We start from the raw sequence: 11,074 nt of genomic DNA, 5'->3' as shown, positions 1-11,074 counted from the left end.
CGACGCGTGACCCAGCAGAAATTTCCCCCCGGCTTTGTGTGGGGCGTCGCCACCAGTGCCTACCAGATCGAAGGTGCGGCCCACGAAGATGGCCGTGGCAAGTCGATCTGGGACACCTTCTCCCACACCCCGGGCAACACCTTCCAGGGCCACACCGGCGACGTCGCCTGCGACCACTACCACCGCTACCCGCAAGACGTCGAGCTGATCGCCGGCCTGGGCGTCGACGCCTACCGCTTCTCGATCGCCTGGCCGCGTGTGCAACCCGCCGGCAAGGGTGCGTGGAATCAAAAAGGCCTCGACTTCTACGACCGCCTGGTCGACGCCCTGCTGGCCAAGGGCATCGCCCCGCACGCCACGCTCTACCACTGGGACTTGCCACAAGCCCTGCAAGACGAAGGCGGCTGGGGCTCGCGCGACACCACCGACCGTTTTGCCGACTACGCCGTCATGATGGGCCAGCGCCTGGGCGACCGCCTGGCCACGCTGTGCACCCACAACGAGCCTTGGTGCACCGCGCACCTGGGCCACCGCATCGGCCAGTTCGCCCCCGGCGCGCGTGACCCGCAGCTCGCCATCCAGGTGGCGCACCACCTGCTGCTCTCGCACGGCAAGGCGCTGCTCGCCATGCGCGCGGGTGGTGTCAAAACACCGCTGGGCATCGTGCTCAACCAGTCGTCGGTGACCCCCGCCACCGCCAGCGCGGCCGACGCGGCCCTGGCCGAGCGCGAATACGCGCTCTTCGTGCGCTGGTTCATGGACCCGATCTTTCTCAAGCGCTATCCCACCGCCCCCGGGGTGAGCATTTATCCGGTTGCTCATGAAAACGATTTCGACGTGATCGCCCAGCCGCTCGACTTCCTTGGCATCAACTACTACACCCGCATCTGGGCCAGCAGCGAAGAGCCGCCGCGCCCCGCGCCCAAGCTGCAAGGTGCGAGCGACATGGGCTGGGAGAACTACCCCCAGGGCTTGACCGAGCTGCTGCTGCAGGTGAACCGCGACTACCCGCTGCCGCCGGTCTACATCACCGAAAACGGCCTGGCCAATGCCGACACGGTGGTCAACGGGCGTGTGAACGACACCCAGCGCATCGAGTACATGCGCACTCACCTCGAAGCGATTCACGCCGCCATGCAAGCCGGTGTCGACGTGCGCGGCTTCTTCTACTGGAGCCTGCTCGACAACTACGAGTGGAACTCCGGCTACGACAAACGCTTCGGGCTGATCCACGTCGACTACGAAACCCAAACGCGCACACCGAAAGACAGCGCCGGCTGGTACCGCAACTTCATCGAGGGGAATCGCTGACATGGCTGCCTTGACCCTGCGCAACATCCGCAAGCGCTACGACAACGACACCGAGGTGATCCGCGGCATCGACCTCGACATCGCCGACGGCGAGTTCAGCGTCTTCGTCGGCCCCTCGGGCTGTGGCAAGTCGACCTTGCTGCGCATGATCGCGGGGCTGGAAGACATCACCGACGGCGACATCCGCATCGGCGGCGAGCTCATCAACGACATACCGCCCGCACAGCGCGGCGTGGCGATGGTGTTCCAGAGCTATGCGCTCTACCCGCACATGACGGTGGCCGAGAACATGGGCTTTGCGCTCAAGCTCGCCGGCCAGTCGAAAGACGAAGTCAAGAACGCGGTGGGCCGCGCCGCCGAGATCTTGCAGATCACGCACCTGCTGGCGCGCAAGCCCAAGGCGCTGTCGGGTGGCCAACGCCAACGGGTCGCCATCGGCCGCGCCATCGTGCGCAAGCCGCGGGTGTTCCTGTTCGATGAGCCGCTGTCGAACCTCGATGCCTCGCTGCGGGTGCAGATGCGCATCGAACTGTCCAAGCTGCACAAGGAGATCGGCAACACCATGGTCTACGTCACCCACGACCAGGTGGAGGCCATGACGCTGGGCGACCGCATTGCGGTGTTCAACGCCGGGCGCATCGAGCAGGTGGGCCCGCCGATGCAGCTGTATGCGCAGCCGGCCAACCAGTTCGTCGCAGGCTTTCTCGGCTCGCCGCGCATGAACTTCATCGCCTGCACCGCCGACGCCGGGCAGGGCGAGCAGATCGAGCTGCGCGTGGACCAGGCCGGCACCGTCACGCTGCCCGGCCGCTGCCCGGCGCACGAATCCGGCCCGCTGGTGCTGGGCATCCGCCCGGAGCACCTCGCGCTCACGCGCAGCGGCGACGGCCTGGCCGCACGCATCGACCTGCTCGAACACCTGGGCGACTCACTCATCGTGCACGCCAGCCTGCGCGGCAGCAGCAACACCGTGTCGCTGCGCCTGCCGGCGGGCGAGCCCGGCCTGAGCGCGGGCCAAGACATCGGCTTGGTGCCGCTGGCCGCGCACGCCCTGCTCTTCAACGCCAATGGCCAGGCGCTCGCGCTGCACTGACGTCGACCAAGGACAACCCACACCGAACACGCGCAAAAGCGCTCACCCGTTTTGGCCACCCCTTTCAGGCCAAAAGCCGCCCTTCAAAGGCGAACGACCCCCCAACCTAACGGAGACCAGGAGACACCCATGAAAACGAAGCCTCTGATCATCGCCATGGCGCTTGCAGGCGCCGCCACCTCGGCACTGGCTGCACCGCCCATCGAGTTTTCCGGCTACATGCGCGCCGGTGTGGGCATCAACGCCGCCGGCGGCAACCAGGTCTGTTTCGGCCTCGCTGGCGCCGACACCAAGTACCGCCTCGGCAACGAATGCGACTACGTGATCGAACCCACGTTCGACGCCAAGCTCGCTGAGTACGAAGGCTCCAGCTGGCATGTGCGTGTGATGCCCAGCGTCTACAAGGCCTGGGACTCCGGCCAAGGCGGCACGGCGGGCACCGGCCCCGACACGCTGACCACGCGCTTCGGCCAGATCTACGCTTACGGCGACAAGATCTCGCAGCTCGCCAACGGCAAGGTCTGGGCAGGACGGCGTTTCTACAACCGCCTGCAAACCGGCATCAACGACCAGTTCCTGGAGAACAACGACGGCAACGGTGCGGGCCTCGAAGACATGGACCTCGGCGTCGGCAAGCTGAGCGTCGCGTTCATGATGGATCCGAACTATGGCCCGGGAACCACTCTGGCCGCCCCCGGAACCCGGGCGGTCAACAACAACCGCTTCTCTCTGCCCATCCGCATGACCGGCATCAAGACCGTGCCGAACGGCGAGCTGGCTGTGTACGTCACGCCCTCCAAACAACTGAAGAGCGATGACCAGCGCACCACCCCGGCGGTCGAACCAACGAGCGAACCGAGTGGCTTGGCAGTGGGCGTGTACCAAACCTTGAACGGCATGATCCTCGGTGGCAACACCCTGATCGGCGTCAAGGCCGACAAGTTCGGCGAAACAAAGAACACCCGCGTGGTGTTCCAGCAAAGCGCCAGCTTCGGAGCGACGGCGGTCGACTTCATCACCGAGTACCGCGTCAACAAGCAGGCCGCGGCGGCCGGCAACAAGTGGTTCACCATCGGTGCGCGTGCTGACACCTGGCTCGGCGGCCCGTTCCGCTTCCTGGCAGAAGCCGGTCACGACCAGGTCAAGCCCGAAGCCGGTGGTGACAAGCTCAACATGACCAAGCTGACTGCGGCGCTCGCCGCCTCGGCTGGCAAGGACGCCGGCTCACGCCCGACGGTGCGTCTGTTCGTGACGCACGCCGTGTGGAACGAGGCCGCACGCTTGAACCTGAGCGGCAACACCAAGGCCGTGTTCGGCGACAAGAAAGCCGGCACGTCGGTGGGCGTGCAAGCCGAAACCTGGTGGTGAAAACAGCCCGGGCTGCGCCAAGGGGCAGGCTTTGCCGCGGTTGGGGGATCGTGACTTGCCACACGCCCCAAACGCAGCCCGAGCTGTGGTGACAGGGGGCTCATGCCTCTGTCGCCACGGAGTCACCGTCGTTTGATCAGCACGCTGGCGACGGCGGTGGTTTGATGTCAGAGCGTTGGCCTGGCCCGCAAGGCCGGGCCTTTTTTCAGCGGCAAGTTGCCGTCGGGGCGACGACGGTCCAGTACACGTCGTAGAGCGACTTCTCGCTGCCCGGCAGCTTGAACGCCAGCGTGTGCAGCGGCAGTGCGCCCGGCCCTTGCGGCGGGGGCTGTTGGTAGAGGGTGACGGCGCCCGCGCGCTTCACGTCCGCCACGTCGACCCAGGGTGAACGTTCGGGCGAGCCCATCTCGAACACCACCGGGTTCTGGCCCGAATACACCGACACCATGCCGGCTTCGTAGGTGCCACCCACCACGTAGCGCAGCGGGCAGCCGGTGGCTTGTTTCCACGACCGCATCACGGCGTCGGCCAGCGTCTGCGCCGGGTAGAACTGGTCGGGCCGCTCGCGCTTGGCGAGGGTGCGTGGGTCCCACACCGAGCGGGAATAGGTCACCAGGGCGAGCGTGTGGGTCACGAGCGCCAGCACCAGCAGACGCGTGGCCGCTTGCGGCCCGAAGCGGCGCAACTGCCAGGCCAACCACAGGCTCACGAACTGCATCGCCTGAAAGCCCCAGTGGTCTTGCAGGCGCACGCCTTGTGCAAGGCACAGCACGGCCAGCACCCCCAGCGGCCAGCCCAGCAGGCCGAGCAACCAGGCCTGTCGTTCGCGGTCGCTGACCGCGCCGTCGACAGCGGCTGCCGCCGGCGTCTTGCGCATCCACAGTGCCAACACGCCGATGCACAACAGCGGCCACAACAACATGCGCAGCTGCAGCGCGCTGAACGACAGCAGCTTGCGCACGCGGCCCAGCATGTCGAGCTGCTGCACCGTGCTCGACGCGTACTTGAGCGTCACGAAGTCATGGTTCACCACCCACACCACGTGCGGTGCAAACACCGCCAGTGCCACGCTCACCGCCATCAGCAGGCCGAGCCGCTTGTCGCGCTCGCGCAGGTGGCCGGCGCGCCACAGCGCGATGATCACGCCCACCAGCGGTATGGCCGACTGGTACTTGGTCAACATCGCGAGCCCGCCCACCAAGCCCAGCCCCAGCCACCAGCCCCAGGCAAACTCACGCTTCGAGGCTTGCAGTGCCAGCCACGCGGCCGCCGCGATGCAGCACATCATCACCGAGTTGTGGTTGAGCATCTGCCCCTTCCAGCTGAAGGACCAGTGCAGGCCCCACAACACGATGGCCAGCGAGGCAAGGCGCGCGCCGATCAGCTCACGCGCCAGCAACCAGGTGAACAGCGCGGTGCCGGCGAGCATCAACGCCGCCACGCCGTACGTGGCGTAGGGCGTGGCGCCGACAAGTTGCAGCGTGATGGCCAGCAACCAGGTCGGCAGCGGTGGGTGCTTGTGGTAGCCCCACTCCATGCTGTGGGCCCAGGTGAACTGCTCAAAGTGGTCGCCCACCTGGCCCGGGTTGATGAGCGCTGGCACCAGCACCCACAGGCCGGCCATGGCGAGTGCAAACCACAACAAAGGGTCGCGCGCGGCGGGGCTGGGGCGTGTCATGTCGAGAGGGGTGGAGCGAAGGGCGCGCGATTGTAGAAGTGGCGTCAAGCCGACATCCCCTGCTCGTCGTTCACGCCCTGGTGGTGGCTGAGAAACAGCCGCCCTTGAAACCAGCGTGACCAGCCGCCGGCGCGCAAGGCGTCGAGCACCGGGCCTTTCACCTCCGACAGGTCGAGCCGGATGCCGCGTTCCAGCAGCACGCCTTGCAGCGCGTGCAAGGCCTCCAGGCCGCTCAGGTCGATGCGGTTGACGGGTGTCATCTGCAGCAGCACACGTTGGGTGTCGGGGTGGGTGCTGAGGTGGTGCGCGACCACACCGAGCAACTGGCGCGCGTTGGTGAAGAGCAGGCTTTCGTCGATGCGCAGACTCATCACACCCTGCGTGAGCTCGGTCGCGTAACGCTCCACGTTGCGGTAGTGCTCGGTGCCAGGCACGCGGCCGATCAGCGCCGCATGCGGCCGCGCGGTGTGCTTGAGCAGCAGCGCAATCGACACTGCCACGCCCACGCCCAGCGCCCACTGCGTGTTTTGCAGCACGGTGAGCGCGGCCACTGCCCCCATCACCAGCGCTTCGCCACGCGAGTAGCGCCAGGCGCGGCCGAAGGCGCCCCACTCGGCGGCAGCCAGCACCGGCACCACGATGCTCGCCGCCAGCACGGTGCGCGGCAACCAGGCCAGCGGCCCGGCCAGCACCAGCACGGCGAGCGCCAGGAAGAGCGCGGTCCACACCCCTGTGATGCGGGTGCGGGCGCCGGCGTCGGCATTGACCGCGCTGCGCGAAAAGCTTCCACCGACCACCATGCCGCCGCTCACACCGGCGGCGAGGTTGGCCGCCGCCAGGCCCGCCAGCTCGCGCCGGCCGTCGACATGCTCGCCGCGTGGCAGCGCCAGGCTTTCGGCCACGGCGAAGCTGCTGACAAAGGTGACCAGTGCGATCAACGCGGCGCCGGGCAGCAGCTGCCACCACAGCGTGGCGTCCATCGGCGGCAGTGCCAGCGGCAAGCCAAGCGGTGGCAGGCTGCCAACCACCGCCACGCCCTTCGAGGGCGCCGAGGTGGCCCAGGCCAACAGTGCGGCGGCGCCGATCACCACCAGCGGCCAGGCGCGCGCCAGCGCCTTCGGCAGGGTGCGCCGCGCCAGCGTCAACAGCAGCAGCGCACCAAGGCCAAATCCTGCGGTCGTGGCATGCCCCCAGCTGCCGCTGCGCCACCACGAGGCGAACAACTCGGGCGCGTTGGTGCCGCGCGCCGTGCTGCCCAACAAGGCGGGCAGCTGCGACAAGCCAATTGAAATCGCCGCGCCGGTCGAAAACCCCTGCAACACCGGCGCGCTCAGCAGCGCCGCGAGCGCATCGAGCTTGAGCACAGCGGCCAGCGCGAGCAGCAGCCCCACTTCGGTGGCCAGCACCAGCGCGGCCAGCGTGGCGCTCACGCCGTCAGGCCCGATCACGGGTGCCATCACTTGCGCCGTCATCAGCGCCAGCACCGCGGTCGGCCCGACGGCATTGACCGAGCTCGACCCGAGCGCGGCGTAGGCCAGCAGCGGCAACAGGCTGGCGTAAATGCCCACCTGCGGCGGCAGCCCGGCGAGCAGCGCATAGGCGAGGCACTGCGGGATCAGCAGCACCGCCACCACCGCGGCCGCCAGCAGGTCGTCTTTCAGGCCGTCGTGTTTGTACTGGCGAAAGCGGGTGGCGAACATGGGCGGATTGTCATCGCCCGCCCTTGACGGCGGGTTCTGCTGCGCCGCACCATGGCACCTTCAACCGCAGGGAGCCCCCCATGACCTACCTCAACTTCAACCCGCAGGTGCACTGGCCCTTCAGTGGCTCCGTCACCCAGGACATCCACCCCAGCCTGCTGCTCAAGGCGCGCAGCAGCGACACCGAAGTGCGTGTGCTGCGCGAGGTGGCTTCGTACGGCAAGCAGATCGGCGTGCTAAGCGACCTGCTGCTCGCGCTGGTGGCGAGCGTGCAACACACGAAGTTCGAGCCCGACGGTGAGCACGCACTCGAACAGCTGCGCGAGATGGTGGACGACATCAAACGCATCAAGGCGCAGCAAAACCCGTTGCCCGACGACGCCGACGCGGCGCGTGCGTTGATCGTCGCCTTGAAAGAACGGTTCCCTGAGCTGAAGACCACGTAAAGTCCCGCCTGTCTTCTCGGTGCCACGTCCGCCTTCATGCAAGCCGCTCCTCGCTCCACACGCCCTTCCATCAGCTGCGTCATGCCGGCCTACAACGAGGCTGAGAACCTGCCGGCCTTGTTGACCCGGCTGATGCCGCACCTGGCCTTGCTCACCGACCGTTTCGAGGTGCTGATCGTCGACGACGGCAGCACCGACAGCACCGCCCTCGCCATCTTGCCGTGGGTTCAACAAGGCGGCGTGCGCTACCTGCGGCTGTCGCGCAACTTCGGCAAGGAGCACGCGCTCACCGCTGGCATCGACCACGCGCGCGGCGAGGTGGTGGTGCTGATGGACGCCGACCTGCAGCACCCAGTGGACATCATCGCCAGGATGCTCGTCGCCTGGCAGCAGGGCGCCGACATGGTGTGTGCCGCGCGCGCCTCGCGCGCCGACGAGAGCTGGGCCAAACGAGCCGGCACCGCGCTCTTCTACTGGATCGTCAACCGCAAGGGCAGCAAGGTGCAGATCCCGGTCGACGCGGGCGATTTCCGCTTGATGGACCGGCGTGTGGTCGACGCGCTCAAGTCGCTGCCCGAGCGCAACCGCTTCATGAAGGGCTTGTACGCCTGGGTCGGTTTTCGCACCGAGATCATTGATTACGTGCCCGCCGAGCGGCAGGCCGGGCACAGCAGCTTTTCGCTGCGCAGCCTGGCCCACCTGGCGCTCACCGGCGTGACCGCGTTTTCCAACGTGCCGCTGCGCTTGTGGAGTGGTGTCGGCGCGGTGATCGCCGTCGGTGCGATCGGCTTTGGCATCGCGATCGTGATCGAGCACTTCGTGCGCGGGCACGACGTGCCCGGCTGGGCCACCCTGGTCACGAGCCTGATGTTCTTCAGCGGGGTGCAGCTGCTGTCGATCGGCATCCTGGGCGAATATGTGGGCCGCATCTTTGACGAAGTGAAGCAGCGGCCGATCTACCTGGTGGCGAGCGAACAAGGCCGTGGGCTGGCGCCGGGCGAGACGCCCGCGCCATGACGTCTCGCGTGCTCACGTTGTGCGCGGACGATTTCGGTTTGTCGAGCGGCATCTCGCGTGGCATCGCGATGCTCGCGCGTGCCAAGCGCCTGTCGGCCATCTCGTGCATCACCAACACAGCGCACTGGCGTGAAGCCGCGCCCCTGTTGCGCGAGCTGCCACCCAGCGTCACCGTGGGCCTGCACTTCAACCTCACCGAAGGCCAGCCCCTGAGCCGCGAGCTGGCGGCGCACTGGCCCACGCTGCCGTCGTTGCCACGGTTGCTGGTGATGTCGCACCTGCACCAGCTGCCGGTGGCGGCTCTGCGCGTCGAATGGCTGGCCCAGCTCGACGCCTTTGTGCAAGCCACCGGCCGCGCGCCGCAGATGGTCGATGGGCACCAGCATGTGCACCACCTGCCGGTGTTGCGCCAGGTGGTGCTCGACGGCATCGCGCCGATGTCGCCGCGGCCGGCGGTGCGCAGCACGGCGCGTCTGCTGGGCCCGGGGTTTGGGTTCAAGCGCTTCGTGATCGAGCGCACCGGCGGGCGGGCGTTGAAGCGCGAGCTCGCGCGGCGCGGCTTGCGCCACAACGCGGCCTTGTTGGGCGCGTATGACTTCGTCACGCATGACTACCGCAGCTTGATGCGCCGCTGGCTGGCGCAACTGCCACGCGAAGGCGGCTTGCTGTTTTGCCACCCGGCCGAGGTGGCCGATGTGGGCGACGCAATCGGCGATGCGCGTTTGCGCGAGTTCGCCTACTTCGAGGGTGACGCTTTTTTGAGCGACCTGGCGGAAGCGAAGGTCACGCTCGGTGCGGCGTGGGTGCGCGCCTAGTCAGCGCCGAAACGTCCACGCGCGGTTGATGGCGAAGGTCATCACCAGGCTCGTGAGCGTGGCCAGCACCTGGCCGAGCAGGTAGTGCCAGCCCATCTTCACCGCGGTCGCGACGATGGCCATGCCGACCAGCGCGCCGATCAAAGCGGTGGTCTGGAACTTGAGCCAGGCGGTGTTCCATGCGCCGCTGTGGGCGAAGGTGAAGCGGCGGTTGCCGAAGAAGGCGACTTGCGCGCCGATGACGGCGCCGAGGCCTGAGCCGAGGTAGGCGGGCCACTTGAACGCTTCCACGCACAGGATGAGCACGAGGTAGTGCACGGTGGTGGCGATGGCACCGATGAGGACGTAGCGCAAGAAGCTTTTGACCATCACGCGCTGGGCCTTTGCCTGGCTGACGCCGTCATTTCCGCGAAGGCGGGAATCCAGGGTGGTGGCGCAGCGCCAACCGTTCGGGCTGAGCAACCGTGTTCAATGTCAAGCGACATGGAGCTCGGGATTCCAAGGTTTATTGGTCTTGATGACGACATTCATGATCGTCAACAGCTTGCGCATACAAGCCACGATGACGACCTTGGAAGGTTTACCGGCGGCCTTGAGCCGCTGGGCGAACTCTTTGATGGGGGCGTTGTGCCGAATGGCGCTGATGGCGGCCATGTACAAGGTCTTGCGCACATCGAAGCGTCCTCCCTGGATGCGCCGCTTGCCGCGGTACTTGCCACTGTCGCAAGCCAGCGGCGCGACGCCCACCAGCTTGGAGATCTCGCGCCGATTGAGCTGACCCAGTTCCGGGCAGCGCGCCATCATCGTGAAGCTGTTGACGTCACCGATGCCGGGGATGCTGCGCAGCAGATTGTCCTTGGCCCGCCAAGCGTCGCACTGGCGCAACCGCGTGCGCAACTCGCCGTCGATCTCCTCGATGCGCTTGTCCAGCCAGGCGATATGCGCCTTCAAGCTCTTTTGCGCCGGCTTGGAGGCCGCTTGATGAGCGCGTTGCATCTCCTGCATGCGCATCTCCACCAGCTGACGCCGCCTGGCCAGCAACTCGGCCAACTCCCGCGTGGCGGCATCCGGGATGCCGCGCGCCGCTGGGCGGATCGCTCGGGCGAACGCGCAGAGCACGCGCGCATCGATGCGATCGGTCTTGGCCAACTGTCCCGTGCAGCGCGCGAAGTCACGTACCTGTCGCGGGTTGACCACCGCAACGGGCAATCCCTGCGCAAGCAACTCACTGGCCAGCCGGGTCTCCAGGCCCCCGGTGGCTTCCAACACGATCAACGTGGGAGCCAATGTGGCGAGCTGTCCAATCAGCCTGACGATGCTTGCGCTGTCGTAAGGCAAATGTTGCTCGGCTTGCCCGTCCAAAGGATCGATACACACGTCCAGCGTGTCCTTGGCGACATCGATGCCCACAAAGCGTTCCAGGTCTGTCTTACTCATACCCATCCTTGCAAAAACATTCGGGCTACGCGTGGCAAGCCACTGCGTGCACAAGCAACCGTTCGGGTTGTCGAGAAGAAGCGGCAAGACGCTCTTTGCTCAGCCACGGGATCACGTGAGCGTCCCCGGTATCGATCGAGCTGTCTTGCCGCAGCCGGCGCGCCATCAAAACACTTGGCCTTGGGAACATACAAGGTATCGAAGCCTTG

At 66.8% G+C, this 11,074-nt stretch carries 10 protein-coding genes; 6 read left to right on the top strand and 4 right to left on the bottom strand.

The annotated features are described in order from the left end of the window. Positions 1-6: 6 nt before the first annotated feature. The 3 genes from RMO40_RS18605 (at position 7) to RMO40_RS18595 (ending at position 3,772) form a co-directional block, all read left to right on the top strand. Positions 7-1,311 (top strand): GH1 family beta-glucosidase, encoded by a 1,305-nt coding sequence (locus RMO40_RS18605; RefSeq protein WP_309724567.1) that lies wholly within the window; start codon positions 7-9, stop codon positions 1,309-1,311. 1 nt (position 1,312) lies between these two features. Further along, complete coding sequence (locus RMO40_RS18600) at positions 1,313-2,404, top strand: sn-glycerol-3-phosphate ABC transporter ATP-binding protein UgpC (protein ID WP_309724563.1); 1,092 nt, start codon at positions 1,313-1,315, stop codon at positions 2,402-2,404. Positions 2,405-2,533: 129 nt separating this feature from the next. After that, the gene (locus RMO40_RS18595) at positions 2,534-3,772 is read left to right on the top strand and encodes a carbohydrate porin (protein ID WP_309724561.1); all 1,239 of its coding nucleotides are present in this window, start codon (positions 2,534-2,536) and stop codon (positions 3,770-3,772) included. Positions 3,773-3,977: 205 nt separating this feature from the next. Here the strand turns inward: RMO40_RS18595 and RMO40_RS18590 are convergent, their stop codons facing one another. Both RMO40_RS18590 and RMO40_RS18585 read right to left on the bottom strand, forming a co-directional pair. After that, positions 3,978-5,450, bottom strand: coding sequence for a glycosyltransferase family 39 protein (locus RMO40_RS18590; protein WP_309724558.1), 1,473 nt, complete (start codon positions 5,448-5,450; stop codon positions 3,978-3,980). Positions 5,451-5,494: 44 nt separating this feature from the next. Continuing rightward, entirely contained in the window at positions 5,495-7,150 is a 1,656-nt protein-coding gene (locus RMO40_RS18585; RefSeq protein ID WP_309724556.1) for a SulP family inorganic anion transporter, read from the bottom strand. 80 nt (positions 7,151-7,230) lie between these two features. On the opposite strand from RMO40_RS18585, the gene RMO40_RS18580 reads away from it, so the two are divergent. From RMO40_RS18580 to RMO40_RS18570, 3 genes are read left to right on the top strand one after another with little or no spacing between them, the layout of a single operon-like run. Continuing rightward, a complete protein-coding gene (locus RMO40_RS18580) occupies positions 7,231-7,596 on the top strand; it encodes a hypothetical protein (RefSeq protein WP_309724554.1) in 366 nt (121 codons plus the stop codon). Positions 7,597-7,632: 36 nt separating this feature from the next. After that, positions 7,633-8,613, top strand: a complete 981-nt coding sequence (locus tag RMO40_RS18575; RefSeq protein WP_309724552.1) for a glycosyltransferase — start codon at positions 7,633-7,635, stop codon at positions 8,611-8,613. Next, positions 8,610-9,428 carry a ChbG/HpnK family deacetylase gene (locus tag RMO40_RS18570; RefSeq protein ID WP_309724550.1) on the top strand — a complete coding sequence of 273 codons (819 nt, stop codon included), beginning with the start codon at positions 8,610-8,612 and terminating at the stop codon, positions 9,426-9,428. The genes RMO40_RS18575 and RMO40_RS18570 overlap by 4 nt, the downstream gene beginning before the upstream one ends. Here the strand turns inward: RMO40_RS18570 and RMO40_RS18565 are convergent, their stop codons facing one another. Both RMO40_RS18565 and RMO40_RS18560 read right to left on the bottom strand, forming a co-directional pair. Further along, positions 9,429-9,797, bottom strand: a complete 369-nt coding sequence (locus RMO40_RS18565) for a GtrA family protein (RefSeq protein ID WP_309724565.1) — start codon at positions 9,795-9,797, stop codon at positions 9,429-9,431. It lies immediately after the preceding gene. Between the two features lie 105 nt (positions 9,798-9,902). Further along, positions 9,903-10,865 (bottom strand): IS110 family RNA-guided transposase, encoded by a 963-nt coding sequence (locus RMO40_RS18560; protein WP_309724548.1) that lies wholly within the window; start codon positions 10,863-10,865, stop codon positions 9,903-9,905. Positions 10,866-11,074: the final 209 nt, after the last annotated feature.

This window comes from Rhizobacter sp. (genome assembly GCF_031412075.1).
GTDB lineage: Bacteria > Pseudomonadota > Gammaproteobacteria > Burkholderiales > Burkholderiaceae_C > Rhizobacter.
This window is presented reverse-complemented; position numbering and strand designations above follow the sequence as displayed.

Bases quoted from the DNA above. Each gene is read 5' to 3' on its own strand.
- RMO40_RS18590 (WP_309724558.1), bottom strand. From the start codon at position 5,450: ATGACACGCCCCAGCCCCGCCGCGCGCGACCCTTTGTTGTGGTTTGCA.
- RMO40_RS18560 (WP_309724548.1), bottom strand. From the start codon at position 10,865: ATGAGTAAGACAGACCTGGAACGCTTTGTGGGCATCGATGTCGCCAAG.
- RMO40_RS18565 (WP_309724565.1), bottom strand. From the start codon at position 9,797: ATGGTCAAAAGCTTCTTGCGCTACGTCCTCATCGGTGCCATCGCCACC.
- RMO40_RS18580 (WP_309724554.1), top strand. From the start codon at position 7,231: ATGACCTACCTCAACTTCAACCCGCAGGTGCACTGGCCCTTCAGTGGC.
- RMO40_RS18585 (WP_309724556.1), bottom strand. From the start codon at position 7,150: ATGTTCGCCACCCGCTTTCGCCAGTACAAACACGACGGCCTGAAAGAC.
- RMO40_RS18600 (WP_309724563.1), top strand. From the start codon at position 1,313: ATGGCTGCCTTGACCCTGCGCAACATCCGCAAGCGCTACGACAACGAC.
- RMO40_RS18575 (WP_309724552.1), top strand. From the start codon at position 7,633: ATGCAAGCCGCTCCTCGCTCCACACGCCCTTCCATCAGCTGCGTCATG.
- RMO40_RS18595 (WP_309724561.1), top strand. From the start codon at position 2,534: ATGAAAACGAAGCCTCTGATCATCGCCATGGCGCTTGCAGGCGCCGCC.
- RMO40_RS18570 (WP_309724550.1), top strand. From the start codon at position 8,610: ATGACGTCTCGCGTGCTCACGTTGTGCGCGGACGATTTCGGTTTGTCG.